We start from the raw sequence: 24639 nt of genomic DNA, 5'->3' as shown, positions 1-24639 counted from the left end.
CCCGGGGGGGCTCGAGCTCATGAGTCTTGATGTGCGCGTGCTCGGGCCCGTCCGGCTGCTCGTCGGCGGTGAGCCGGTGGCGGTCGGCGGGCCCAAACCGCGGGCGTTGCTCGCCGCACTCACCGTGAATCGGCGGCGCGCGGTGGCCTCGGCCGCACTGGCCGACATGGTGTGGAACGAGGAACCGCCCGATTCCTACGCGGCGAGTCTGCAGGTGTTCGTCTCGAATATCCGTAAGGCGCTGCGTAATTCGGGTGTGGATCAGACCTCGGTGTTGCGCACCGAATCGTCGGGCTATCGGCTCGAAATCACCGAGGACGCTTGCGATCTCGGCCGCTTCGAAGCAGCACGGGACGCGGGCGCCCGCTGCGCCGAGGTCGGCGATCACGCTGGTGCGGCGCAACTGTTCGGAAATGCGTTGCGCGAGTGGAGCGGTCGGGCGTTGGCCGATCTGGCCGGGCTGCAGTTCGCGGACGGTTTCGCCACCGCGATGGACGAGGAGCGACTGCTGGCCGCCTCGGCCCGGATCGACGCCGAAATCGCCTGTGGGCGTGCCTCATCGGTGATCGGCGAGCTGGTCGCCATGACGAACGAACATCCGTTGCGGGAGCCGTGGTGGGCGCAGCTGATCACCGCGCTGTACCTGTCTGGCCGCCAGGCGGATGCGCTCGACGCGTGCCGTCGGGTGCGCAGGGTGCTCGCCGAGGAACTCGGCATCGATCCGAGTCCGCCCGTGGTCGACCTGGAGCAACGGGTGCTGCGCCAGGAACCGCTGAGCACGGTGGAAATCAAGCGCAGCGAGCGGATGGCCGCGGCGATGACCGAAACCGTCACCGAGATGCCGCGGGCGGTACGCGCCGGGCAGCTGCGGATGGAGGACGGCCGGGTGCTGGTGATCGGGCAGGGCGGTCTGCGGATCGGCCGGATGACCGACAACGACCTCGTCCTCGACGATCCCAAGGCCAGCCGCTACCACTCGCACATCATGCCGAGCCGGGCCGGCCTGCTGATCAAGGACCTGCATTCGGCCAACGGCGTCTACGTCAACGAAAAACCGATCGAGACCGGGGCGCTGCTAGCCGACGGCGATGTCATCCGGATCGGCGTCACCGTGCTGACCTTCCAGGCGATTCAGTAACCGTCGCAGGCGATTCCGTTATTGTCCGGGTCGAGGTAGGGCTCGTAGCCCGGCTGTCCGCGATACATCGGCAGTTTGCCATCGGCGCGTACCTGGTCGCAGTCGGTGTAGATCTTGGCCGGTTTCTTGTCCTTCTTTTCCGGCGGCGGCACGTTGTCGCCCTTCGGCCCCGGCCGATAGCTCGGTGTCGGGTACGAATCATCCGGACCGGATATCGCGACGGCGGACGGTGGATCGGCAGCGGCGGTCGGCGCCGCGAGCGCCAACCCGCCCGCCACCAGACCGGCCGCGCCGAGTGCCGCGAGCCGGTGGTGGTGGATCATTGCAATGTTCACGCCGACCATCCTCCGCCGATTCCGGCGGTGGCGCCCATACCAATTCGACATCGGTGAATCGGAAAGTCTCGGGTGCCAGCTCGGATGAGCCGGGTAGGGTCGTTCGCTGGCGGGCGTACAACGAGGGTCGAGGGGTTTGCATATGGCCATGCGGCTGATGGCGGTGCTCGGTGCTGTCGTGGTCGGGGCGGGGGCGTTGGTGTCCGCCGAGCGGCCCGCTGGCGCGGCGCCCGACCCGAGTGGATCCGACAGTGCGGTCGCGGTGGCAGGCGCCGGTCCGTGCGTGAGTGATCCGGCGGCGACGCATGAACCGCTGGTGCCGAAGACCCTGGAAGTGCCGATCCCGTATCCGGTGGTCACCGTGCTCCCGCCACAGCCGCCCGCGCCCGCGCCGACCCGGACCGTGCTGGAACTGCCGCCGAACCCGTGCACCAATCCGTGCCCGGATCTCACCGATGGGCCTCCGCCGCCGCCGAGTCCGGCCAGTCGACTGGGGATTCCGGACATTCTGTTGAGCCCCAAGCCTTTCTACTTCGGGATCCCTGGGCCCGGCCCGGACCCGGGACCGGTGCCGCTGCCACCGGCGCGCGTCGATCCGCCGACCGAGCCCGGCGCGCAATCACCGGTGCGGCCCGCGCCGCGGATCGGTGCGGTGCGCGAGGTGGCCAAGGAGACCGGCGCGAATTCGATCAACCGCACCGACAAGCGATGGCAGGTGGACGGCACCGACCTCGGCATCATGTGGGAGAGCGGGCCGGGGGAGATCGCGGCCGCGTTCGGTGACACCGTCGGGCGCGGCTTCCACCCGCCGGGTGGCATGGGCAACGATTGGCGCAGCAATGTGCTGGCCTTCAGCAGCGATCGGGATCTCTCCGACGGGATGACCTTCGACCGGATGGTGACCGACGACCGTTGTCACGCCGCGGAAGTGCTATCGAGCCGCAAGCTCGACAATATCGAGGTGACCACGATCCCGACCTCCGGATTCGCGATCGGTGACCGGCAGTACCTGAGCTACATGGCAATTCGCACCTGGAACAGCCTCCCCGGCACCTTTTACACCAACTACGGCGGCATCTCCTATTCCGACGACCACGGGCAGACCTGGACCAAGGATCCCTACGCCCGCTGGGACAACATCTTCGGGCTGGCGAATTTCCAAGTGGCCGCAATGGTTCCGCACGGCGACTACGTGTACATGTTCGGCACCCCCAACACCCGCCTTGCCGCCGTCGGCGTGGCGAGGGTGCCGAAGGATCAGCTCCTCAACACCACCGCGTACCAGTACTGGCGAGACGGAAACTGGACGCCGGTCGGCGGATCCGCCTTCGCCACACCGATTGTCTACGCTCCGGCCGGTGAGTTGTCGGTGCGCTTCGACACCGCCCGAAACGTCTGGCAGATGAGCTATCTCGATACCGCCAAGGCGGCTGTGGTTGTCCGCGAATCGGATTTACCGCAGGGCGGGTGGTCCGACAGCAGCGCGACGGTGACGGTGCGGGACTACCCGGAGCTGTACGGGGGATTCATCCACCCCTGGTCCTCGGGTGCGGACCTGTACTTCACCATTTCGACGTGGAGCGACTACAACGTCTACCTGATGCACGCGACGGTGGAATGATCCGAGCGGCAACCCCTCGGTGCCGCCCGGACCTTCCAGAACCGCTGCGCGCCAAGTGAATCGAGACGCTAGGCGAATCGAAGCTCGGCGATGGCACGTCCGAAGAGCTTGCGCCCCTCCGAGGTACCGGCCATCATCACCGATGCGGTCCGTCGCCGTGGATCGAGCGACTTGATCTTGCCGGTGAATTCGATGGTGCTCGGCGCCTCGGTGGTTACCGGAACGAAGCCGGAGAACCGCACGCTGAACTTCTCGATCGCGGTCGGATCGCCGACCCATGAGGTGAGGTAGGCCGAGGCCAAGCCCATGGTCAGCATGCCGTGCGCCACCACGGTCGGCAGCCCGGCCATGGTCGCGGCCTGCTCGCTGAAGTGGATCGGGTTGGGATCGCCCGAAACTCCCGCATAGTTGGTCAGGTCGCCGCGGGTCACCTCGGCGGTCCCGGCCGGGAGCTGATCGCCGACGGATAGTCGGTCGAAGTCGGGCAGGCTGTGCACCAGCCCGCTCGGCGGCGGCAGCTCCGCCGGGCCGGTGCTGTCGGTGTCGACGGCGATGAGCGGGCCTGCGTTCACCGCATCTTCGGCAAACGGACGAGCCTGCATCACGATGCTCTCCACCGCGTCGGCGATATTCGCGTCGACCTCGACGCCGCGGCGGGCCACGATCGTGGTCGATCCGGTCTGCACGACCTCGCCGTACTGGTCGGTCAGCGTGAAGCCGACCAGGATGAAATCGTTGTCGCCGAACTGCCGGATCGACTCGATCACCACTTCGGTAGTGAGTCGGTCGCCGGCTAGGATCGGCCGGACGATCTCGAAGACCTGGTCGGTCTGCAGGATCTGGGACAGGTCATACTCGCTGAGCACGGTATCCAACAGCGCCCTGGTCGCGGTGATGCCGATGACCGAGGAGAAGGTCGGCGGCGCGACGATGCCGTCGTAGCCGAGTTTGCGCGCATCGGGTTCGTACTGGTGTGCCCCGTGCGTATTCTGCACCGCGCGCGCGAACTCGCGGACCTTCTCTCGGCCGACCACGTAGTGGTCGCGGCTTCGGAATCGTCGTCCTGCCAGCGTCGCCGTCTGCACCACAACATCCGACTCCGGCTGCGCGATTGTCTGTTCCGTGCCCATTATCCGGGCTATTTTACTGGTGAACCGGTCCGTTGACCAGGTGAGTGTGACGGGCACAACCTGGTGATGCCGGCCCGCTATGGATTTGCAGCGGACGGGTCGCACACCTTCCAGCCGTCGGCCGTGCTTGCGAGATCGAAGGTACGCGCGGAACGCTTCGACGGGTCGGCGTCGGTGTAGACGGTGGCCTGCGCGATCGCGGTCTTATCGGTGATCCGGATCGCGTCGACGCTGTCCACCACCGGAATGGTCTTGCGCTCCAGCGACAATTGGTGCACATCGGCGAACTGATCGGCCGGGACGCCCTTGTAGAAGTCGTTGAGCGGACCGCAGGTGGTGTTGCGCAGCGTCGTCAGATCGCCGGTCTTCAGCGCCTGGGTGTAATCGGTGACGGCGGAGCGGATCTGCGCCTCCGGTGAACTGTCGCCGGAAGTGTCGAGCAGCACCACCGCCAGCGTGATGAGCGCCACCACCAGCACCACCGCGGCCGCGAGCACCGCGGCCAGCCAGCGCTTGGACCGCCCGGCCGGTGCCTGCGCGTCGGCCGCGGGTTGCGCGGGCGGGGCGATGTGCTGCGGTTGCGCGATCGGCCGCGGCTGCGGCGGGCGCGGCCCGGATAGCGACTGCGCGGGGCGGGTCGCCTGCATATCCGCGGGCGACGGCGCCGAGGCGACCGTGCGCGGCTTGGCAGGCGGACGCGGTGGCGACGGCCGGGTCTGCTCGGTCACAGGTCCACCGGGGCCGTTCGGCGGTGGCCCAGAAGGGCCCTGCGGCCCGGGCTGTTTCGGGCCGGGTGCGGGGCGAGGCGTGCTCGGTGGCCGTGAGACCGGCGCCGGACGCGACTTCGTCCCGGCATTGTCGGCGGGCTTCTGGATCGGCAGCGCCATGGTCTTGGCGTCGTCGGGGTTCGAGACCACCCGCATCGCCACGGTTTCGGCATCGGCCCCGGCGATGTTCGGCTCGTCCCTACTGGACTCGGGGTCGTCCTTCGCGGGGGTCGCGGTGCGCATCGAGACGGTTTCCGCGTCGGCGCCCGCGATGTCCGGCTGCTCTTTCGCGGCGTCGGCCGGAGCGTTCGTCGCGGGCTTCGCCGTCTGCATCGAAACGGTCACCGCGTCGGGGCCCGCCGGATCGGCTTCCTTCGCGGCGTCGCCGGGCTTGTCGGTAGGTGCGGCGTTCGCAGGCTTGTCGCGGTCCGCGGCGCCTGGCGCAGCGGCGCGATTTGCCGCGTCATCCCGCTTGATCACGGTGGTTGCGGCGCCGGGTCCCGTGGGCTTGTCGGGCGACTGGCCCGCAGGGGCACTCTGGTTCGCCGGACTGGCCCGCGGGATGACCGTGGTCTGGGCGTCGGGCCCAGCTCCGGGTCCGCCGGGTTTGCCGGAAGTCGCGGTGCCGGAGCTGGATTGGTTGACGGGATTGCCGGGTACCGTCTTCGCGTCGGAGCCGCCGTCCTTGCCGGATGCCGAGGTGCTGACGGCAGGCGCCGCGGCGGACGCGGAGCGGCCCGTGGCTTTGCCGGACTCGATGGGCGCGGTTTCGGGCTCGGATCCCGGGGCGGCGTCGCCCGCCTTGCCGGACCGGGCGTCCGGCTTGGCATCGGGTCGGCCGGGGGTAGCGGGGCCGGATGCCGCGGCGTCCGGCTTCCCGGGCGCTGCGCTCGCGGGGTCGGGCTTGCCGGGTGCGGTACCTGTGGGGCTGGGTTTGCTGGCTGCGCCGGTGGGGCGGGGCTTGTCGGGTGCGGTACCTGTGGGGCTGGGTTTGCTGGCTGCGCCGGTGGGGCGGGGCTTGTCGGGTGCGGTACCTGCGAGGCTGGGCTTGCTGGGGGCGGCCCCAGCGACACCGGGCTTATCACTTGCGCTCGGTGCGGCCGGTCCGCCGGAAGCCGGTTGCGGTCTGCCGGAAGCCGGTTGCGAGGTGCCGGTCGGCTGCTTGCCGGTGGGTGCCGACTGCGTGTCGGCAGGCGAGGCGGGCATGGGTTCGGTGGGCGCGGGTGTCCGTTCCGCGGGCGCTTCCGGGCGCGCGTCGTTCGCGGACGCCGGGTCGGCGGGTCCGGCGCTACCCTGCGCCGGGTTCTTCTCGTCGTTCGGGTCGGACACCTACTACCCCTCGCTCGGGCGGAAAATTTGAACTCGACAGCCAGCCTAATGGGCACAGCCGGGTGGAGTCCGTCTTTAGCCTCGCGCTCGGCCGAACGAAGCCGCGGCGATCGATGAGTGGGCGTAGCCGGACGTGGTTGGTTCGCAGCTCGCGCTTGGATGAGCGAAGGCTCGGCCACCGCCTACCGAGCAATTCGATCATCGGTGCACAATGAAGCCCATGACCTCGTTCGGTGACCTGCTCGGACCGCAGCCGGTACTCCTACCCGAAATCTCCGACGCGGAGGAGGCTCTGCTCGACAAGGCCGATCCGGTGCAGGTAGCGGCCGCCCATCCGGCGGCCTCGAACGCCTGGGCCTACCTCGCGGAGGCGGCGCTGGCCCGGGGCGGCAGCGATAGCGCGGAGAAGGTGGTCAATCACGACATCGTCGCCGCCTACGCCTTCGCCCGCACCGGGTACCACCGCGGCCTCGACCTGTTGCGTCGCAACGGCTGGAAGGGCTTCGGGCCGGTGCCGTGGAGCCACGAACCCAATCGGGGCTTCCTGCGGTGTGTCGGCGCGCTTGCCAGGGCGGCACGGGCGATCGGCGAGACCGAAGAGTACGCCCGCTGCCTGGATCTGCTGGAGGACTGCGACCCGCGCGCCGCCGCCGAGCTCGGCCTCGACTGAGGCGTAATTGATCGATCCGAATTCCCGCGTCGGCACTGCCCGGGCGAGCAGCGTGGACCGGCTGCACAGCTCGTGGACGCGGTTACGCACGTCCGCACTTCCGATCATCCAGTGTGCGGTCGGCGCCGCGCTGGCCTGGTTCATCGCGCACAACCTCGTCGGCCACGCGCTACCATTCTTCGCACCCACCGCGGCCGTGGTGTCGATCGGTATTTCGTTCGGCGCCCGGCTGCGCCGGTCGGTGGAGTTGGTGGTCGGCGTCGCCGTCGGCATCGGCATCGGCGACCTGTTCATCACGCACGCGGGCACCGGGGTGTGGCAGATCGCCCTGGTGGTCGGCGTGGCCATGGCTGCAACGGTCTTCCTCGACGGTGGGTCGATCATCTCCATGCAGGCCGCCAGTTCCGCCGTGCTGGTCGCCACCCTGATGCAGCCCTCGGCGGGCGGCGGTTTCTCCCGCATGATCGATGCACTGATCGGCGGCCTGGTCGGTGTGGTCGTGGTCGCCTCGATCCCGCTGCATCCGGTGCGCCGGGCCCGCGAGCAGGCCGCGGAAGTCCTTGCGGTGATGGGTAAATCGCTCACCGACTGCGCGGACGGCTTGCTCGAACAAGACTCCGAGAAGATTCGCGCGGCCTTGGACGCGGCCCGCGCGACGCAGCCGCAGATCGACCAGCTGCGTGCGACGTTGGAGGGCGGCAGGGAGATCAGCCGCATCTCCCCGCTGTACTGGAATTCACGCACCCGCCTGGAACGTATCCGGGCCACCGCCGATCCGCTCGACAACGCGATCCGCAATACCCGAGTGCTGCTTCGTCGTTCGCTCACGCTGGTGCAGGACGACGAAATCCTGGACCCGAGGCTGATCGATGTGGTGGAGCGGCTCGCGCAGTCGGTCGGCGTGGTGCGCCGGATGATGCTCGCCGACCCCGGCGAGCAGCCCGACCAGGCCGAGGCGGCCCGGGTGCTGCGCACGGTCGCCAAGAGCGCGCGACCGGATCTCGTTGAGAGTGCGGGACTTTCGGCACACGTGGTGTTCGCGCAGGTCCGCTCCATGGTGGTCGACCTGATGCAGGTGTGTGGTCTGCAGCGCATCTCCGCCATGGCGCTGCTGCCGCCGACGGTCCCGCATCCGCACGTGACCCCGGAAGAATGACCTCCACTACTCAGCGGATTTCGGACATTCGACCGGCCTGCGAGCGTATCGCCGACACTGGGTTTGCCCGAACAGTGAACTATGGGTAGTGCGCTACTCGTGTCTCTACTGAAGGCCCGCCATAACTTCTAGTGGTGACCGCAGTACGAGGGGTGTTGCGGTGGAACACTTCGCATGACGGCGCAGACGCCCCACCGGCCATATTGGCGTGGTGGCCGGGCTGGTAGGGGCCGTGGCTCGTCGCGTGAAGGGGTCGCCCGGTCTTGCGCTCGGACCGGGCGATCGGCATGTTCGCGATCAGTCGCCCACGGGGCGAAGAGAGTGCCGGACTCCCTCGGAAGGTGAAGCGCCGCAATCGAAGTCCCAGGCTTGGTAGATCGGCCACTGCACGGTGTGCCCGAGCCAGGCGACGGCCGACACCACCCGGTGGGGAGATCGATGTCCGCGCTGATCCGAACCGGTCTCCGGGACGCGATCGCCCAGGTAGAACGGCGGTGCGGCAGGGTGTGATCAGGCCCAGAAACGGGTGAGGTAACTGCCGTAGCGTGACCAGTCGGACGGTACGCCGGATAGTTCGTACAGGGAGTAGACCGCGTCGAAGAACACCTTGTTGATGCTCGGCGTGAATAGCAGCGCGAACAGGATCAACATGCCGAACGGCTTGAACTGATCGAGCGCGCGCCGGGTCTGGTAGCTCAGCGATGGCTCGAGGATTCCGTAACCGTCCAGGCCGGGGACGGGCAGGATGTTCAGCAGCGCCGCCGTAATTTGCAGGAACCCAAGGAAACTCAGCCCGAACCAGAACGCGGGATGCGACGCGGCGCTACCGAATTGCCACACGATTACAAGCAGCACCATCGCGCAGACCGCATTCACCGCGGGCCCCGCGCCGCTGATGATTCGCTGCATGCGCGGGCTGACATTGTGCGTGTGCACGTAGACCGCGCCGCCGGGCAGACCGATGCCGCCGAGCGCGATGAACACCATCGGCAGCACGATCGACAGCAGCGGGTGGCTGTATTTGAGCGGGTTCAGCGTGAGATAGCCACGCAATTCCACTTCGCGGTCGCCCGCTCGCCACGCGGTGAAGGCGTGCGCGAACTCGTGCAGGCACAGGGTGATGATCCAACCGAACACGACCAGCACGAACACGCCGGCCTTGGCGCGCGTGGAGTTGACGTCGGCATTCCAGGCCAGTACCCCGCCGACCGCGGTAATGGCGATGACGAGCAGGAACACCGGGCTCGGACGGACAGCCCCAGGGCTCGAGCGTCGATCCTGTGGAAACGGGTGACTCATCGGACCAGCAACCATGGCTCGTGATGGCGATAGAACGTCGAACGCGGCACGACTCGATCGCTGGCAATGCCGTCACGCGTCACCACCGCGCCGGGGGTGCCCAGTTGCGCGGCACGACCTTCGATCCAGCGGCGCTTGCGAAAGCGAAAGCGAAAGCCCTTCTGCACGGTGGCGCGGACGCCGGGCATGTCCAACATCGGTGAGACGCGCATAGCGGTGACCTTGCCGGAGAACAGCAGGGTGTCGTCCACGTACGCCTCGCCCTCCAGTTTTTCGCCGCCGGGACCCGTGATGGTCGCGCGTCCGACCAGTACGGTGCCCGTGTCGTCGCGGATCAGCGGGGTTTCGGTGGCCCGGCCCCCCAGCGCGCGTTTGGCCGCGGCATTGCCGGTGCCGGTCTGGTAGGCGCGGGAGCCGTAGGTCTTGTCGACCGGCACGTAGCCGATCTCCACATGCAGCCGTTCGGTTCGCATCAGGTGGGTCAGTACCGCGGCGAGAGCGGCATCCTCGCCGAGCACGATCAGCCGGGGCAGGCTGTCGGCGGCGAGCACGGGCAGCAGCTCATCGATATCGCTGGCTTCCGGAATTGCGGTGGTCGGCGAGTTCGGTAGTGACGCGAGGGCAATGGGTACCGGTGCGCCGTCGCAACGGAAAACATGGGTACTCAAACTGCCGTACACCCTCCTCGGTCCCCCGACACCCGTCGGTTCCGCGAACCTCCGGCTGGTCCGCTTCGTTGTGCCACCATAGCCGCGCTCGGCTCCCGTCACACGGTTGCCGAGCCTACGGCCTGATCCGGTTCGCTGCCGCTGTGGAAGCTTCGGCTAGACTGTGCTTCCGGCCACCGCCTCAATACGGCAGGTAGCTGCAACACACAGGTGTTGCGCGTCGAACCGTAGGAGACACGACAATGCCGGCAATCGTCCTGATCGGCGCTCAATGGGGCGACGAGGGTAAGGGCAAAGCGACCGACCTGCTCGGTGGCAGGTTGCAATGGGTGGTCCGGTACCAGGGCGGAAATAATGCCGGTCATACCGTGGTGCTGCCCAACGGTGACAAGTTCGCGTTGCACCTGATTCCCTCCGGCATCCTCACCCCCGGCGTGACGAATGTTATCGGCAACGGCGTGGTTGTCGATCCGGGTGTGCTGCTCGCGGAGTTGGCCGGGCTGGAAGAGCGCGGCGTGGATACCTCGGGCCTGCTGCTCTCCGCCGACGCGCACCTGATCATGCCGTATCACGTGGCTATCGATAAGGTCACCGAACGCTTCCTCGGTAACAAGAAGATCGGCACCACCGGTCGCGGCATCGGCCCGTGCTACCAGGACAAGGTCGCCCGCGTAGGCGTCCGGGTCGCCGATGTGCTCGACGAGAAGATCCTCACGCAGAAGGTCGAGGCGGCCCTGGAATTCAAGAACCAGGTTCTTGTGAAGATCTACAACCGCCGCGCGCTGGACGCGCAGCAGGTGGTCGACGAGGTGCTGGCGCAGGCGGCGAGCTTCAAACACCGCATCGCCGACACCCGGCTGCAACTGAACCTGGCTCTCGAGCGCGGCGAGACCGTGCTGCTGGAGGGTTCGCAGGGCACCCTGCTCGACGTGGACCACGGCACCTACCCGTACGTCACCTCGTCCAACCCGACCTCGGGTGGCGCGGCCGTCGGGGCAGGCGTGGGACCCAACAAGATCAACACGGTGCTCGGCATCTTGAAGTGCTACACCACCAGGGTCGGCTCCGGACCGTTCCCGACCGAACTGTTCGACAACTACGGTGAGTTCCTGGCCAAGCAGGGCGGCGAGGTCGGTGTGACCACCGGCCGGGCCCGGCGTTGCGGCTGGTTCGACGCGGTCATCGCCCGGTACGCGACCCGGGTCAACGGCATCACCGACTTCTTCCTCACCAAGCTCGACGTGCTGTCCAGCCTGGATCGGGTGCCGATCTGTGTCGCCTATGAAATCGACGGCGAGCGGGTCGAGCAGATGCCGACCACCCAGACCGAATTCCATCACGCCAAGCCGATTTACGAAGAAATGCCTGGCTGGTGGGAAGACATCTCGCACGCCAAGACCTTCGAGGAATTGCCGGCCACCGCGCAGGCGTACGTGCTGCGGCTGGAGGAGCTCTCGGGTGCACGTATTTCGTGCATCGGTGTCGGTCCCGGCCGTGATCAGACCATTGTCCGGCACGATGTGCTCGGTTAGGAACAAAACCGCCTGAAGAGCTGTGGCCGTTGATCGTTCGTTGACTTCGATCATGATCGGAAGAACTACAGTTAGAGCATGGCTCGGAACTGGCCGATGATCGAGCGCGAGACCGAGTTCGAGGCGATCCGCGCAGCGCTCAGCGGCACTGAATACGTCGGCACGGTGCTCACCGGTGACGCCGGGGTGGGCAAGACAACTCTGGCAAGACAGGCGACGGCCGCTATCGGCGGCAATATCCGGTGGGTCGCGGGCACCGAATCGGCCCGCAGCATCCCGCTGGGTGTCTTCGCGCACATGGTCGGCGTGTATACGGCCCACGATCCGGTGACGTTCATGTCCGCGGCGCGCGAAGCGCTGCTCGCAGACGGCCACACCATCATTGGCGTCGACGACGCGCATCTGCTCGACCAGTTGTCGGCCACGCTGCTGCTGCAGCTGGCCATCGATAAGGCCGCGCACATCGTGGCCACCGTGCGTAGCGGAGTCCAGGTGCCGGACGCGGTCACCTCGCTGTGGAAAGATGGCCACCTGCTGCGCATCAACCTGAATCCGTTCACCCAGCGCCAGAGCGTCGATCTGGTGGAGTCGATGCTCGGCGGGCAGCTGGAGGGCTTCACCGCCAACCTCATGTGGGAGTCCTCCGGCGGAAATGCCCTGTTCCTAAGGCATTTGGTGGAGGGCGCGCTGGAGGCAGGCACACTGCGCCAGGTGAACGGCGTGTGGCAGCTGCGCGGCCGCGCAGCGGTCACCTCGGAATTGGCCGCGCTGCTCGAGGATCGAGTCGAGCAATTGCCCGAGCAGGTGCTGCGGGTGCTCGAGCTGCTCACCTTTTGCGAGCCGATCGGCCTGGACGTGCTCGCGGAACTGGTCGGCGAAGAGGCCGTGGAGGCGGCCGAAAACCGTGGCGTGATCAGGGTTGTCGAGAATTCGCCCCAGTTGATCGTGCGCTACAACCACCCGCTGTTCGGTGAGGTGATCCGGCGCCGGCTCGGTATCGCCTCGGCGCGGCGGCTGCGCGGGCGACTGTATTCCTCGCTCAAGGAGCGGCCGATCAATTCCGCTCCGGACCGGATCCGGCTGGCCGAATTGGCCTTGGACAGTGATAAATCCGCCGATCTCGAACTGTTCGAGGCGGCCGCCGCCGACGCCATCGGGCTGGCGAATCTGCCGCTCGGTGAGCGGTTCGCGCGGGCGGCGGTGGAACGCGGGGGCGGCGTCGAAGCGGCCGACCTGCTCGCTCGCGCGCTGCTCTGGCAGGGCCACCGCATCGAGGCCGAACGCACCCTGGCCAGCTTCGATCCGGATCAGTTGAACGAGGTGCAGCTGGCCCGCTGGGGCAGCACCCGGGTCTCGAATCTGTTGTGGGCCATGGGCGATGCCGATCGCGCCGACGAGGTACTCGCGCTGATCCGCGGCAAGGTGGCGCACCCTAAGATCGTCGCTACGTTGGCCGGGCTCGCCTCGGCATGCGCGGTCAACGAGAACCGGATCGAGGATGCGTTCTCCGAGGCCGAGGCGGTGATGTCGGCCGAGGGCTCGCCGCCGTGGGCGGTGTGGTGGGCCGCGTTCGGTGGTGGACTGGCGCTCGCGTTGATGGGCAAGGGTGAGGCCGCCCGGCAGTACGCGGCCCGCGGGCATCAGGTGGAATCCCATATCGATGGACTCAACCGGTTCATGTCGACGCATGCCGAGGTGCTCGCGCTGACCTTCACCGGCGATTTCGAAGCCGCACGGCGTTGCGCCGCACCATATTTCGGCTACTCCGCACCCGGGCAATATCTGGCGTGGGGGATGTCGAAAATCCTGCAGGGCACCGTCGATGTGGCAATGGGCCAATTCCCGGCTGGGATCGAACATCTCGAACAGGCGTTGGCCGCACTTGCCATGGAGGGCGCCGCGGCCTGGAATATGCCCGCGAGAATCCGTTTGGCGGAAGCGTATTCGGCGCTCGGTCGCCCTGCCGAAGCCGCAGAATCCATCGCCGAGGCCACCGCGCGCGGTGGTCGGCACAGCGCGGTATACGAACCGCAACTGGAGATTGCCAGGGCGTGGGTGGCCGCTGCCGAAGGCACGGTCACCCCGGCCATGCGGCTGGCGATGAGCGCCGCCGACGCGGCGGCACGCTCGCATCAGCACGCTATCGAGGCCATGGCGCTGCACACGGCCGCCCGCTTCGGCGATCACTCGGCCGCGGGCAGGCTCGCCGACCTTGCGACCCGGGTCGACGGCCGCCTGGTGCAGGCCCAGGCCAGGCACGCGGTCGCCCTCGCCGCCCACAACGGTCCCGGGCTCGACGCTGCCGCCGCCGAATTCGAGCAGATCGGCGCGCTGCTCTCGGCCGCCGACGCCGCCGCCCAGGCCGCCTCCGCCCACGAACGCGCGGGCGACCGCCGCCGCCTGCTGGAATCCGCCGCAGCCGCGAACCGCCTCGCCGTCGCCTGCGGTGGCGCCAGCACCCCCGCCCTGCGCCAAGCCGCCCAGCCACTGCCGCTGACTGCCCGTGAACGCGAAATCGCGAATCTCGTTGCCGCGGGCCTGTCCAACCGCCAAATCGCCGACCGCCTCACCGTCTCGGTCCGCACCGTCGAAGGCCACCTCTACCGCGCCTGCATCAAAATGGACGTCACCGACCGAGAGTCCCTCGGCGCGCTCATGCGAGGGGAATCGTCCGCGGGGTGAGCTGGCAGCCACGGCTTGTCCTGCTGGCCCGCGTTGTTTCGCGGGGTGAGTCAGGTGGCCATGGCTTGTTACTGGGCCCGCAACCAGAAACTTGGGCTGCAGCGAAAACCCCGGCCGACCCTCACCGAATTCAGACGGTGCGAGCAGCACGGATTCATCGGTGTCGCCGATGGTGCGAGGATCAGAACAGGGTCGGCTCGCCGAAGCCCGGCGTGCGCTCGATTTCCAGGAGATGCTGTTTGGTGGTAATGCCGCCGGGGGCGGAGAAACCGGTGAGGGCGTTGTCGGCGGCGACTACCCGATGGCAGGGGATGATGAGGGGAATCGGGTTGCGGCCCAAGGCCTGTCCGACGGCTTGGGCGGCGCCGGGGGCATTGATGCGGTCGGCCACCTGGCCGTAGGTGAGGGTGTGGCCAGGGTCGATGGCGCGGGTCACCTCGTAGACGGCGCGATGGAAATCGGGAATTATGCTGGTGTCCAACGGGATCCAGCGCAGATCATCGAGTTCACCGGCGAGATGGGCGCGAATGCGGGCAATCGCTTCGGCGATCCGGCCGGTCGGTGTCCGCTCCGGAATCGGCGCGCTGTCGGCAATGCCGCTGCGGCGGCGGGTGATTCGGGCTCGGGTGGCGTCCTGGCCGGCCTCGGGCAACTGGAACCGGATGACGGCGTCATCGACCCAGGCGATCGCGCAGCTGCCGATCACGGTCTCGAACAGCGCCGCCCCGGTGGACGCACGGGCCGATTCACTCATACCGCCAGTGTGCCCCCAGGGGCTGACAAGTTTGCACAGGCCAGTCCAGTCTTGCCCAACTGGACTGGGCGAGCCTTGGTAGTCGCGTTTGCCTCGGCCTTCGCCGGGGCGACGTGTGGTTTCCTGGCACTCCGCCGCTCGGGATCTGGCACGTCGCTGCGGCTGTATATCGCGGCGAGATCCGAGTTTCGCCGCTGTTCTTCGTAGTACGAAGGCGACCAGTCGGTCAGCGGGCCCGGCACGCGGAACCGTTCGAGCCGGAAGATCTCCTGCGACCGCTTCGACGTGTAGTGGTGCATGAGGTAGCTGAACAGTGCGATGACGAGCAGCGTCACGATTGCGGTCATAAAACATAGCGTGCGCCAACTGGCCTTGCCAATAAATATCCACTTAGCTAATACTGGACTTTATGTCGACGAGAGTGATCGGTGCCGCCAGCCTGGCCAGGGACCTGGGCCACTGGCGCAGTGCGGACGAGAACGGCGACGGTGAGTCCCGCCGCTCCGCGCGCCCGGCCTATCTGGCCCTCGCCGAAGGCATCCGGCTGCTCATCCACGACGGCCGGGCCCCGCTGGGGGTCGCGCTGCCTAGCGAACGCGATCTTGCCACCACCATCGGCGTCAGCCGCACCACCATCACCTCCACCTACGCACTGCTACGCGAGCACGGCTACCTGATCAGCCGCCAGGGCTCCCGCAGCACCGTGGCCCTGCCGCCCGCGATGCAGCACGATGGCACCAAACCGGCCAGGAGCATTCTGGCCTTGATGGCGCCGCCGGAACTGCCGACCATTGATATGACCTACGCCGCGATGGCCGCGCCGTTGGAAATGCAGGAGGCGTATTCGGCTGCTCTGCAAGGCATTCCGCCGTACTTGATGACGCACGGCATGGATCCGGTCGGTGTGCTCGCCCTGCGTGAGGCGGTGGCGCGCCGGTACACCGAGCGTGGCCTGCTCACCGATCCCGATCAGATCCTGATCACCCTCGGCGCGCAGCACGGTCTGCGATTGCTGCTCAACGTGCTCACCTCCCCGGCGGCGCGGGTGCTGATCGACCACCCCACCTACCCGAACGCCATCGAGGCGATCCGTGATGTCGGCGCCCGCCCGATACCGGTGCCGCTCCGCCCGGAAACCCCGGAGGCGGGCTGGGATCTCGACGGAATCCGCAGTGCCGCAAGGCAAACTGCGGCGACACTGGCCTACCTGGTGCCCGACTACAACAACCCGACCGGCCTGCTGCTGAATGCGGAGGGTCGTGCGGAACTGGCGGCCATCGCCCGCGACACCCGGATGACCGTGGTGGTCGACGAGTCGATGATGGACCTACACCTCACCGACGCCACCCCGCCGCCGGTCGCCGCTTTCGCGAAGGGCTCCGAGATCGTCACCATCGGTTCGGCCTCGAAATCCTTCTGGGGCGGCCTGCGTGTCGGCTGGATCCGTACCAATCAGGCGCTGATCACCAAACTGCTCGGCATTCGCCCCACCGTCGACCTCGGCACTCCGGTCATGGATCAGTTGGCCACCGTCCACCTGCTGGAACGCGCCGGCACCATCCTCGATCGCCGCCGCGGCCAGTTGCTCGCTCAGCGCGCCGCGCTGCTCATCGCGCTCGCAGAGGAGCTACCGGACTGGCGCGTTACCACCGGCGCGGGCGGCATGTCGGTCTGGGCCCAACTCGCGGCCCCGGTCTCCACCGCCCTGGCCGCCACCGCCCCCAACCACGGCGTATTGCTCGCCGCCGGACCGAGATTCGGCGTCCAGGGCGCTTTCGAACGCTTCCTTCGCCTCCCCTTCACCCACCCTGAACCGGAACTCCGCCTGGCGATAAAGTCCATCGCCGCCGCCTACCGGGACCTCACGCCCCGAGCCGCGGACCCGCTCCAGCCCCTCACCTGCTACTGATCCCGCCCGGCCCCGCGCCGCACTGAGCTCCTGACCGGGCCTTTTACTCCACGCGGTGATGTCAAGGCCGCCGCAGAGCATGTCGGCGCCAATGCGGCACAGCAGGGCATATCGGCCAGTATCGAAGTCGCGCCGAATCTGTCTTTGTCGCACGGGATTACCGCCCGCCGACAGCCGAACGGCACGCCCGCAACACGAGGTTGCCTAGCGTGCCATTCGGATCAGATATCGAATGCTCAGTCGGCCCAGACGGATTCGAACGGAGTGGCCACCGTCGGCGGCGGGGTGGGGCTGCTGCTCGGGGTGCGGGAGAAGCGGGGCGCCGGGGCGGGCTGGACGATGCCGTCGAGCTCGATCAGGCCGGTGCGCGCGACGATGTGCGGGTTCTGCTCGGCCTCGGCGAAGGTCAGCACGGGGGTGGTGCAGGCGTCCGTGCCTTCGAAGACCGCAGCCCATTCGTCGCGGGTCTTGGTCTTGAACTTCTCGGTGAACAGCTTCTCGAGCTGGTCTTGGCCGTTGGGGTCGATCTGCATCGGCAGGCCTTCGGGGTCGATCTCGAGGCCCTTCAGCAATTCGGCGTAGAACTGCGGCTCGATCGCGCCGACCGCCATGTACTTGCCGTCGGAGGTTTCGTAGGTGTCATAGAACGCCATGCCGGTGTCGAGCAGGTTGGTGCCGCGCTCGTCCGACCACAGGCCCACGCCGCGCATGCCCCAGATCATGTGCGAAAGGGCAAGGGCCCCATCGATCATCGCCGCGTCGATCACCTGGCCCTTGCCCGAACTCTGCCGCTCCAGGAGCGCGGCGAGGATGCCGAAGACCAAGAACATCGAGCCACCGCCGAAGTCGCCGACCATGTTCAGCGGCGGCACCGGCCGCTCACCCTTGCGGCCGATCGCGTTGAGCACGCCGGTCAGCGAGATGTAGTTGATGTCGTGGCCCGCGCGGTCGGCCAGCGGGCCGTCCTGGCCCCAGCCGGTCATCCGGCCGTACACCAGCCCCGGGTTGCGCTCCAGTGCGGCGTCCGGTCCAAGGCCCATGCGCTCGGTGACGCCGGGACGGAAGCCCTCGATCAACACATCGGCCTTCTCGATCAGCCCGAGCACCTTCTCGACATCGGCCGGATCCTTCAGATTCGCCTCGACAATGGTGCGCCCACGCCACTGCGGCCGCTCCCCGAAGCCGGGCAGCAGGTTCGGCCGCTGCACCCGCACCACGTCGGCGCCGAGGTCGGCCAGCAGCAGCGCCGCGTGCGGACCGGGGCCGATGCCGGCCAGCTCGATGACCTTGATGCCCGCGAGCGGGCCCTGCCTGGTGGCGGTGGATGGTGTGCTCACGTCCTACCTCGGTTCGTTGTTGATCCAGTGCACCGGCGAGGCGGTGCGTCCTCCCCGGGCGGCCCGGATGGTGTATTGACAGTATGACAATAACGCCGCATCGCCCGTCTGGAACCTCCCCTATGCACCGAATCGGTCAGTAGGCCAGAATCCCAGTAGCGTGACAAACGCCGCAACCGGAGGATCAGCAGTAGCGTCAAGCTTCAGGTGAAGCAGCGCTGATCTACGCAGGCATCGGCATCACGCTCGCCGCCGTGCTGCGCACCGAACTCGCCGGGATGTTCCTGCTGATCATGACCAGCTTCATCGATGTCGGCGTGCAGAACCCGATCGCCAACACCGCCGCCGCAAACCCCCTCCTGCGTGTCCTGCCGGCCTACGGCGCGATGCAGAGGTCACCTCCGTCGGGCTTTGGAACCTTGTGCCGTGGAAATACCTCGCCCTGGGACTGTGCTGGGCCGCCGGCACAGCCGCGACAGGCATCACGGCCTTTGCGCTGCGCACCCGCTCACACCGCACCATGAGACAAGCCGGTGTCGGCGCGTCCACGCTGCGCGCCTACGCCTCGCGCGGGGAAGCCGAGCTCCCCGACCCGCAAGCGGTGAGCGGACGCAACGCCTGGTCCGCCGACTGGATCGACGCCCGCAACCGCTCCGCCGACGGTGTCGCCGCAACCATGGCCACCAGCAGCGACGACCGCCTGCCCATCGGCGTCACCGACATCCGCGAGCGAACGCCGCAGCGTTCTTCGACCGACTGTGGGGCACCCCGCTGCGTAAACGCTGGAGCCTTCGCAACAAGGAATCCGTGCGCCAACTCGCCGACGAACTCGCTTGGCTGGTCGCGACCAACCTGCGCAACATCATCCCCACCGAACCCCTGGCCACCACCATCCGCTGCGCGGTCCTGCAACAATTCGCCACGACATCGAATGGTGGGCGGAAAAGCCGAGGGCGTCGGCGATTACCGGCGCGGGAGCGGCGAAGAGTGCTGCTCGTCGCCCTCGATCCTGAATGCGTGCTGGTAGAGGTGACGATCTGACCGTCTCCGGGTTATCAAGCGGTGTTCTGGCAGCACCGCTCGACTTCTAACATTGCGTGCCATATTCTCGCCGGTGTAACCGGCGTCACACGGAGTCGGTGCGGAATCGGAGATGGTCATGGGCATGTTGGACGGCAAGGTCGCGTTTGTCACCGGAGCAGGGCGGGGGCAGGGACGAAGTCACGCGGTGCGGTTCGCGCACGAGGGTGCTGACATCATCGCGACCGACACCACGACGAAGGTAGCCAGCATCCCGTATCCATTGGCCACGGCTGAGGACCTCGCCGAGACGGCGCGACTGGTCGAGGCCACCGGCCGCCGAATTATTGCCCGCGATGCCGATGTCCGGGATTACTCTGCCTTGGCCGCCGCAGTCGACGAGGGGATGAACACATTCGGCCGGCTCGACGTCGTCGTCGCCAACGCGGGTATCTCCAGCCCGGCTCCGACGTTCGAGATGAGCGAGGACACCTGGCAGGACATGATCGACATCAACCTCACCGGAGTGTGGAAGTCGCTCAAGGCATCGGTCCCGCACATCATCGACGGCGGCCGCGGCGGTGCTGTCGTCATCACAAGCTCGCTGGCAGCCATGTACGCCAACGAGAACACCGCTCACTACGCGGCATCCAAAGCAGGCCTGGTCATGATGATGAAGGTCATGGCCAAAGAACTTGCCCCGCACAGCATCCGGGTCAACACGATCCACCCGACCACCGTGTCCACGGACATGATCCTCAACGACGCCACCTACCGGTTGTTCCGGCCGGATCTGGAGAATCCGGGCCGCGCCGACTTCGAAGAGGCGGCCCGAACTCTCAACCGATTGCCGGTCGCCGCGCTCGAGCCGGAGGACATCACCAACACCGTTCTGTACCTGGTCTCCGATGACGCCAAGTACGTCACCGGCACCACGCAGCTGATCGACGCCGGCGGGGCCCTGTAACCACTATCGCCTGGAAACCGATTGTTCCGGCACCGGATGGTGGCAGGGACGGCGCCTCCGGACGACCCGGCCCTGACCGACTACTGGGCCGAACGGCGTCGCCGCAACAAACCCCCGATGGGCAAGACCACGCTGCTGCTGAAGGTCCTCAACCTTCTCGACGTACGGACCCTGATCGGCGTGACGGCTCGCGAGCAGATCGGCACCGTTCGCGAGCCGTCACGTCCGGTGAGGGCACCGCCCCAGTCAGCGGTTGGCGCGTCGGGTGGCCGGATCGGTGTCGGTCTGGAAATTCAGGAGACCCTCGTCGGACACCCGGGCATACTTTGCGAGGCTGCGCACCGAGGTGTGGCCGGACAGTTTCATCAACACCGGTGTCGACGCGCCGTCCTCGGCCGCTAGGGTCGCGAATGCCGCAGCCGTCCCCATCGCCCAGCCTCCCGCGCTACCGCAGATTAATTCCGGAGTCGACCCCGCCCGAAAGCCTCATCGCGCCAAGTCAACTCCCAGAGAGTGACTCCTCCTCCCCGGCCCCCACCGGGGCCGGAGTCAGAGGTGTCCACCACTCGGGGGGAAGATCCTCGGACGCCTGCACCGCCTCGGTAGTCAGCACCTTCGATGGGCCGGTGCCCCCCGTCAGGGCTGCCGGGTCGACCGTTTACTCGTGGATTCCGCAGGGAGCCGATGAGATCCTCGTGCGGCCACCCCTGCAGTTCCCACGCTGAGAGTAGGTTTCGTCAACGGCATGCCGTATCAGTGAGCTCGTGCTCAAGTGCCACGACCCCGAGGTGCTGGCGCGGTTCTGGTGCGAGGTCCTGGACTTCATAGAGCTCGATCGCGAAGAGGAGGGCTGCATCGAGATTGGTCCGCGCGAAGGGTTCGGCGGCCCGCAGCCGACGATCTTCCTCATCCGCAACGACGAGCCGAAGAACGGGCATGCCCGGCTGCATATCGACGTCAACCCCACCGACCGCGACCAGGACGCCGAGCTCGAGCGCCTCCTGGCCGCCGGGGCCAAACTCGTCGACATCGGTCAGCCCGCGGAGGCGTCCTGGCACGTCCTCGCCGATCCAGAAGGCAACGAGTTCTGCCTGCTCGAGCGCCGCCTCGCCCCACTCTGACGGCCCTCGCCCAAACGATCGAAGCAGCAGTCACCCCACAGCCGCCAACAAGATCTGGGAACCTGGGGGTCACATATCGTGTGACTCGCAGCGACAGTTGGCCAACCAATATGACGCCGAGCTGCTGGTTCTCAGCGGTAGCTGGCCAGTCCGTGCAACGATAGTTGGCCACTGGCGGGGGCGGGGCCATCGCTTCGACCCCCGGCATCCCGGAGTTCGCGTCGATTCTGCACCTCTTATGGCCAACTACATTGAGAATGGCCATGTTTCGCTGCGAGTCACATATCGCCTGCAACCCCTCCTGAACGCCGAGCTCGGCAGCCAATCCTGGTGACAACTAATACCTGTCGTCACAAGTGTGGTGCGCGGGGGCGCGCAGACCCCGCCGCAGGGCGGGGAGTTCGATATCGCCTACCTGGGCGAGCTAGTGCCTCGTCCAGATAGGTTGCTGCTGTAATCGGGTGTCGGCTTGATTTTGCTGGACAAGGCACTAACTGGGCTCCCAGCGCAGGAGCCACCCTGTCCTGCCGAACCCATACCCGGACAGCGCGCCGAGCAGTGCCCCGGCGGCGGCGCCGAGGGCGGCCAGCACTTCGGTGTCGGGCAGTCTGCGTTCCTGCTACGGCTCCGGATCGTTGTAGGCGATGGCGACCACCGGCATGTTACCGGGCTGATCGCAGACCCACTGCAGCGGCGCGACGGGCACTGGTCGAGTCGGGCTTGGGGAGGCCGGAGTGACGGCGCGCTCGGCTACCAACGTGACTGAGGCGGCGATGCACGCGCCCACCAGAGCTCCGAAAACCGCTAACACCAACATCAGCATGCGCATCGGGAGATTGTGCCGGACTGGATAGGTGCTGCAGCTGGAGAACGCAGAACTCATGCACGCCAACGGAATTCTGAACGCCGCGCCGGTTTTTCGCGTCGATGTCAGCGAGATCCGGCGCGGCGCCCGATCGCATGGGTGGTGTTCGTCGCGCTGATCATCCTGATCTGACGCAGGTTCCCGCGTCTTGTTCCGCTCTCGCTACTGCTCATTGTGAGCCGGCCGAGCTGTCCTTGACTTTGCCGCCGAAACGGTCGGTGTGCGATTGCCGCGGAACGGGCGTGCATATCACCGACGCTGGCGATCTGCGGGTGGCTCCAACCCCAGTGACTGGACGAGGTCGAGCATTTCGGTGTGGTAGAGCTTGTCTGGGTTGTGGGATAGCTGGGTTAGGTGGTTGTAGATTTCTAGAGCGATGAGGCCGTGCATGCGGCCCCAGACGCGCAGGGTCAGCGCGATTGCCGCGGGCGGCAGTCCGGGGAACTCTGCGCGAACATGGGCTACCAGGGTGGGGCTGAAGTCCGACCATTGGTAGCCGTTGGCGGCGGGGTGGCACCAGTGGACGTTGGAGTTTTCGGTGCGACAGGCACCATCGGGCGATCCGTCGTGACAGAAGCTCGTGGCAGAGGTCACCGCGTCACGGCGTTCACCCGCAGCCGGTCGCGCATCCCCGCCGCCGACAGCGTGGTGTGGCAGGTTGCCGACCCGACCGACGCGGACAGCGTCGCGACGGCGATCGATGGCCTCGACGTAGTGGTCAACGCCATCAATGCCGGAGACAGCATCTCCGAGCAGATCGCCAATTACGATGTGCTGCCCGCGGCGGCTCGCGTCCTGCTGACGGCGCTGGAGAAGCGTCCTTCGACGCGACTGATCGTGGTCGGCGGCGGCGGCGGGAGCCTCGAGGTCGCGCCGGGCGTACGCCTGATCGACACCGGCGAGGATTTCACCAGGGTTCTGACGGACGTGCTCGAAGTACCGGCGGAGTACCGCACCGTCGTGCAGGCACAGGTCGACGTGCTGGACCTCTGCCGGCTATCGAATCGGAACTGGACTTACATCAGCCCAGACGCGGGTCGCATCCACTCCGGTGAACGCACCGGCAGCTATCGAACCGGTGGGGACCAAGTGCTCCCCACCGTGCCGGGTGGAGGCGATACCTCCGCCGAAGACCTCGCGGTCGCGCTGGTCGACGAGATCGAGATCCCCCGGCACATCCAGCGCCGGTTCGCCGTCGGTTACTGATACACAAGGAGTTTGGGATGGATCTGCATCTTGCCGGAAAGACCGCCGTCGTCACCGGAGCGAGCCGGGGCATCGGATTGGCCGTCGCTAGAAGCCCGCGATGGTGGGCAAGACAACGGGCCGGATCATCGAGCCGGACGAGGTCGCCACGCTGACCGCATTCCTCGCATCAGACCACGCGCGCGGCATCCTCGGAGCCGACTACCTGATCGATGGCGGAGCCATCAATGCTTCACGTTCGGAGGTGGATGGGCGTGGCTGGGCCGACCATGTGAGGATGATCCTCGAACTGGCACAACGCATCTCGCATCGGACCGTGCTTCCAACGCATGCGTAAATTATCCGGCTTCTTCGTCCAGGGTGAAGGGGATCGGGTCGTGTCCCCAATACCCGCGGGGATGATCCCGCCAACTTCCAGCGGACGCGCCGCATGACGATGCACCCTCTCGCGAAGCTGGTGGGGAGAACGATGTGCAGTCGGCAGGCTCAGAGGCTCGCCGAGGATAGCGCCTCACAGCAACTTCACACCTCCAATTCAGGTTCGACAACGGCTGGGACGCAATGATTTTCGTGTCGGCCCGACAGGGCGACGGTCTCGGATCGAGACCCGGCAACAGGAGGTACGCAATTGAGGTTCAGGTCGAAGTTGGCGAGGGCTGTCGTCGCCGGTGTCGCGGCAGTGGGATTACTCGGTGTCGGCGCTGGCATTGCGGGCGCTGATCCGGGGCCGGGGCAGCACCAGTGCCCACCTCCTGGTGATCGGCAGGGACCGCCGCCCGGTGATCACCAAGGGCCGCCCCCTGGTGATCGGCAGGGACCGCCGCCCGGTGATCACCAGGGGCCACCGCCCGGTGATCGGCAGGGACCGCCGCCCTGTGCGGCACCTGGCCAGCATTAGTCAGGTGGCGTGATTAGTCTGGTGGCGTGCCGCCGCATGGTTTCTTGCGGCTCGGCCTCTTGATACCACCTCTCACCTACTCGACAGTGCCCAAAGTCCGTGAGGAAACACTGGGCACTGTCGAGCATGTGTTCGGGCACTGCGTCCCCCCATCTCCGAGTCGCTGACAGCTGCGTGTAGCTATACGCTCCACCTGTGGAGACGCTGTCTGGCCAGGGGTGGTATTCGCGACTTG

24 protein-coding genes are annotated in these 24639 nt (G+C 67.1%); 13 read left to right on the top strand and 11 right to left on the bottom strand.

What is annotated here, in order from left to right; translation table 11 throughout:
• Positions 1 to 19 precede the first annotated feature (19 nt).
• Positions 20 to 1138, top strand: coding sequence for a BTAD domain-containing putative transcriptional regulator (locus tag ACV7NQ_RS14650; protein WP_463360161.1), 1119 nt, complete (start codon positions 20 to 22; stop codon positions 1136 to 1138).
• Here the strand turns inward: ACV7NQ_RS14650 and ACV7NQ_RS14645 are convergent.
• Positions 1132 to 1473: an excalibur calcium-binding domain-containing protein gene (locus ACV7NQ_RS14645; RefSeq protein ID WP_463360160.1), complete on the bottom strand. Its 342-nt coding sequence runs from the start codon at positions 1471 to 1473 to the stop codon at positions 1132 to 1134. The two genes, ACV7NQ_RS14650 and ACV7NQ_RS14645, sit on opposite strands and share 7 nt — an antisense overlap.
• A 142-nt stretch (positions 1474 to 1615) precedes the next feature.
• On the opposite strand from ACV7NQ_RS14645, the gene ACV7NQ_RS14640 reads away from it, so the two are divergent.
• On the top strand, positions 1616 to 3094 hold the full coding sequence (locus ACV7NQ_RS14640; protein WP_463360159.1) for a DUF4185 domain-containing protein: 1479 nt from the start codon (positions 1616 to 1618) through the stop codon (positions 3092 to 3094).
• Between the two features lie 68 nt (positions 3095 to 3162).
• On the opposite strand, the gene ACV7NQ_RS14635 is transcribed toward ACV7NQ_RS14640, so the two are convergent.
• On the bottom strand, positions 3163 to 4224 hold the full coding sequence (locus ACV7NQ_RS14635) for a fused (3R)-hydroxyacyl-ACP dehydratase subunits HadA/HadB (RefSeq protein WP_463360158.1): 1062 nt from the start codon (positions 4222 to 4224) through the stop codon (positions 3163 to 3165).
• 77 nt (positions 4225 to 4301) lie between these two features.
• Positions 4302 to 6320 carry an Rv0361 family membrane protein gene (locus tag ACV7NQ_RS14630; protein WP_463360157.1) on the bottom strand — a complete coding sequence of 673 codons (2019 nt, stop codon included), beginning with the start codon at positions 6318 to 6320 and terminating at the stop codon, positions 4302 to 4304.
• Between the two features lie 220 nt (positions 6321 to 6540).
• Between ACV7NQ_RS14630 and ACV7NQ_RS14625 the strand changes: the two genes are divergently transcribed.
• Positions 6541 to 6990: a DUF3151 domain-containing protein gene (locus ACV7NQ_RS14625; RefSeq protein WP_463360156.1), complete on the top strand. Its 450-nt coding sequence runs from the start codon at positions 6541 to 6543 to the stop codon at positions 6988 to 6990.
• A 7-nt stretch (positions 6991 to 6997) separates the two neighbouring features.
• Positions 6998 to 8146, top strand: a complete 1149-nt coding sequence (locus ACV7NQ_RS14620; RefSeq protein WP_463360155.1) for an FUSC family protein — start codon at positions 6998 to 7000, stop codon at positions 8144 to 8146.
• 510 nt (positions 8147 to 8656) lie between these two features.
• Here ACV7NQ_RS14620 and ACV7NQ_RS14615 read toward each other — a convergent pair.
• Positions 8657 to 9445, bottom strand: a complete 789-nt coding sequence (locus ACV7NQ_RS14615; RefSeq protein ID WP_463360154.1) for a site-2 protease family protein — start codon at positions 9443 to 9445, stop codon at positions 8657 to 8659.
• Positions 9442 to 10113: a hypothetical protein gene (locus ACV7NQ_RS14610; protein ID WP_463360153.1), complete on the bottom strand. Its 672-nt coding sequence runs from the start codon at positions 10111 to 10113 to the stop codon at positions 9442 to 9444. Before ACV7NQ_RS14610 ends, ACV7NQ_RS14615 begins: the two co-directional genes overlap by 4 nt.
• 242 nt (positions 10114 to 10355) lie before the next feature.
• Between ACV7NQ_RS14610 and ACV7NQ_RS14605 the strand changes: the two genes are divergently transcribed.
• Entirely contained in the window at positions 10356 to 11645 is a 1290-nt protein-coding gene (locus tag ACV7NQ_RS14605; RefSeq protein WP_463360152.1) for an adenylosuccinate synthase, read from the top strand.
• A 78-nt stretch (positions 11646 to 11723) separates the two neighbouring features.
• A complete protein-coding gene (locus ACV7NQ_RS14600; protein ID WP_463360151.1) occupies positions 11724 to 14327 on the top strand; it encodes a helix-turn-helix transcriptional regulator in 2604 nt (867 codons plus the stop codon).
• Positions 14328 to 14508: 181 nt separating this feature from the next.
• Here ACV7NQ_RS14600 and ACV7NQ_RS14595 read toward each other — a convergent pair whose 3' ends face one another.
• Together ACV7NQ_RS14595 and ACV7NQ_RS14590 are read right to left on the bottom strand one after the other, a co-directional pair.
• A complete protein-coding gene (locus tag ACV7NQ_RS14595; protein ID WP_463360150.1) occupies positions 14509 to 15081 on the bottom strand; it encodes a methylated-DNA--[protein]-cysteine S-methyltransferase in 573 nt (190 codons plus the stop codon).
• Positions 15078 to 15428, bottom strand: coding sequence for a hypothetical protein (locus tag ACV7NQ_RS14590; protein ID WP_463360149.1), 351 nt, complete (start codon positions 15426 to 15428; stop codon positions 15078 to 15080). The genes ACV7NQ_RS14595 and ACV7NQ_RS14590 overlap by 4 nt, the downstream gene beginning before the upstream one ends.
• A 62-nt stretch (positions 15429 to 15490) precedes the next feature.
• Here ACV7NQ_RS14590 and yczR point away from each other — a divergent pair, with 62 nt between their 5' ends.
• Entirely contained in the window at positions 15491 to 16990 is a 1500-nt protein-coding gene (yczR, locus tag ACV7NQ_RS14585; RefSeq protein WP_463360148.1) for a MocR-like transcription factor YczR, read from the top strand.
• A gap of 236 nt (positions 16991 to 17226) precedes the next feature.
• On the opposite strand, the gene ACV7NQ_RS14580 is transcribed toward yczR, so the two are convergent.
• Both ACV7NQ_RS14580 and ACV7NQ_RS14575 read right to left on the bottom strand, forming a co-directional pair.
• Positions 17227 to 18327: a CaiB/BaiF CoA transferase family protein gene (locus ACV7NQ_RS14580; RefSeq protein WP_463360147.1), complete on the bottom strand. Its 1101-nt coding sequence runs from the start codon at positions 18325 to 18327 to the stop codon at positions 17227 to 17229.
• Between the two features lie 558 nt (positions 18328 to 18885).
• Positions 18886 to 19035: a hypothetical protein gene (locus ACV7NQ_RS14575; RefSeq protein ID WP_463360146.1), complete on the bottom strand. Its 150-nt coding sequence runs from the start codon at positions 19033 to 19035 to the stop codon at positions 18886 to 18888.
• Between the two features lie 99 nt (positions 19036 to 19134).
• Between ACV7NQ_RS14575 and ACV7NQ_RS14570 the strand changes: the two genes are divergently transcribed.
• Entirely contained in the window at positions 19135 to 19368 is a 234-nt protein-coding gene (locus ACV7NQ_RS14570; RefSeq protein ID WP_463360145.1) for a hypothetical protein, read from the top strand.
• Positions 19369 to 19486: 118 nt separating this feature from the next.
• Positions 19487 to 20314: a mycofactocin-coupled SDR family oxidoreductase gene (locus ACV7NQ_RS14565; RefSeq protein WP_463360144.1), complete on the top strand. Its 828-nt coding sequence runs from the start codon at positions 19487 to 19489 to the stop codon at positions 20312 to 20314.
• Between the two features lie 246 nt (positions 20315 to 20560).
• Here ACV7NQ_RS14565 and ACV7NQ_RS14560 read toward each other — a convergent pair whose 3' ends face one another.
• Complete coding sequence (locus ACV7NQ_RS14560) at positions 20561 to 20743, bottom strand: hypothetical protein (protein WP_463360143.1); 183 nt, start codon at positions 20741 to 20743, stop codon at positions 20561 to 20563.
• A 335-nt stretch (positions 20744 to 21078) separates the two neighbouring features.
• Between ACV7NQ_RS14560 and ACV7NQ_RS14555 the strand changes: the two genes are divergently transcribed.
• Positions 21079 to 21435, top strand: a complete 357-nt coding sequence (locus ACV7NQ_RS14555; RefSeq protein WP_463360142.1) for a VOC family protein — start codon at positions 21079 to 21081, stop codon at positions 21433 to 21435.
• A gap of 1114 nt (positions 21436 to 22549) precedes the next feature.
• On the opposite strand, the gene ACV7NQ_RS14550 is transcribed toward ACV7NQ_RS14555, so the two are convergent.
• Positions 22550 to 22894: a TetR-like C-terminal domain-containing protein gene (locus tag ACV7NQ_RS14550; protein WP_463360141.1), complete on the bottom strand. Its 345-nt coding sequence runs from the start codon at positions 22892 to 22894 to the stop codon at positions 22550 to 22552.
• On the opposite strand from ACV7NQ_RS14550, the gene ACV7NQ_RS14545 reads away from it, so the two are divergent.
• The 3 genes from ACV7NQ_RS14545 (at position 22868) to ACV7NQ_RS14535 (ending at position 24417) form a co-directional block, all read left to right on the top strand.
• Positions 22868 to 23506 (top strand): NAD(P)-dependent oxidoreductase, encoded by a 639-nt coding sequence (locus ACV7NQ_RS14545; RefSeq protein WP_463360140.1) that lies wholly within the window; start codon positions 22868 to 22870, stop codon positions 23504 to 23506. The genes ACV7NQ_RS14550 and ACV7NQ_RS14545 overlap by 27 nt on opposite strands.
• 100 nt (positions 23507 to 23606) lie before the next feature.
• Positions 23607 to 23843 carry an SDR family oxidoreductase gene (locus ACV7NQ_RS14540; protein ID WP_463360139.1) on the top strand — a complete coding sequence of 79 codons (237 nt, stop codon included), beginning with the start codon at positions 23607 to 23609 and terminating at the stop codon, positions 23841 to 23843.
• 331 nt (positions 23844 to 24174) lie between these two features.
• Entirely contained in the window at positions 24175 to 24417 is a 243-nt protein-coding gene (locus ACV7NQ_RS14535) for a hypothetical protein (RefSeq protein ID WP_463360138.1), read from the top strand.
• Positions 24418 to 24639 lie beyond the last annotated feature (222 nt).

Source organism: Nocardia sp. Tas62D01, from assembly GCF_055232035.1.
Note: the sequence above shows the minus strand (reverse complement) of the source record. Positions and strands in the feature narration are given on the sequence as shown.

Excerpts from the sequence above, each read along its gene's own strand:
- ACV7NQ_RS14605 (WP_463360152.1), top strand. The coding sequence starts at position 10,356 with ATGCCGGCAATCGTCCTGATCGGCGCTCAATGGGGCGACGAGGGTAAG.
- ACV7NQ_RS14595 (WP_463360150.1), bottom strand. The coding sequence starts at position 15,081 with ATGAGTGAATCGGCCCGTGCGTCCACCGGGGCGGCGCTGTTCGAGACC.
- ACV7NQ_RS14560 (WP_463360143.1), bottom strand. The coding sequence starts at position 20,743 with ATGGGGACGGCTGCGGCATTCGCGACCCTAGCGGCCGAGGACGGCGCG.
- yczR (WP_463360148.1), top strand. The coding sequence starts at position 15,491 with ATGTCGACGAGAGTGATCGGTGCCGCCAGCCTGGCCAGGGACCTGGGC.
- ACV7NQ_RS14575 (WP_463360146.1), bottom strand. The coding sequence starts at position 19,035 with ATGGGCAGGCGGTCGTCGCTGCTGGTGGCCATGGTTGCGGCGACACCG.
- ACV7NQ_RS14650 (WP_463360161.1), top strand. The coding sequence starts at position 20 with ATGAGTCTTGATGTGCGCGTGCTCGGGCCCGTCCGGCTGCTCGTCGGC.
- ACV7NQ_RS14635 (WP_463360158.1), bottom strand. The coding sequence starts at position 4,224 with ATGGGCACGGAACAGACAATCGCGCAGCCGGAGTCGGATGTTGTGGTG.
- ACV7NQ_RS14625 (WP_463360156.1), top strand. The coding sequence starts at position 6,541 with ATGACCTCGTTCGGTGACCTGCTCGGACCGCAGCCGGTACTCCTACCC.
- ACV7NQ_RS14565 (WP_463360144.1), top strand. The coding sequence starts at position 19,487 with ATGGGCATGTTGGACGGCAAGGTCGCGTTTGTCACCGGAGCAGGGCGG.
- ACV7NQ_RS14640 (WP_463360159.1), top strand. The coding sequence starts at position 1,616 with ATGGCCATGCGGCTGATGGCGGTGCTCGGTGCTGTCGTGGTCGGGGCG.
- ACV7NQ_RS14590 (WP_463360149.1), bottom strand. The coding sequence starts at position 15,428 with ATGACCGCAATCGTGACGCTGCTCGTCATCGCACTGTTCAGCTACCTC.
- ACV7NQ_RS14540 (WP_463360139.1), top strand. The coding sequence starts at position 23,607 with ATGGTGGGCAAGACAACGGGCCGGATCATCGAGCCGGACGAGGTCGCC.
- ACV7NQ_RS14600 (WP_463360151.1), top strand. The coding sequence starts at position 11,724 with ATGGCTCGGAACTGGCCGATGATCGAGCGCGAGACCGAGTTCGAGGCG.
- ACV7NQ_RS14615 (WP_463360154.1), bottom strand. The coding sequence starts at position 9,445 with ATGAGTCACCCGTTTCCACAGGATCGACGCTCGAGCCCTGGGGCTGTC.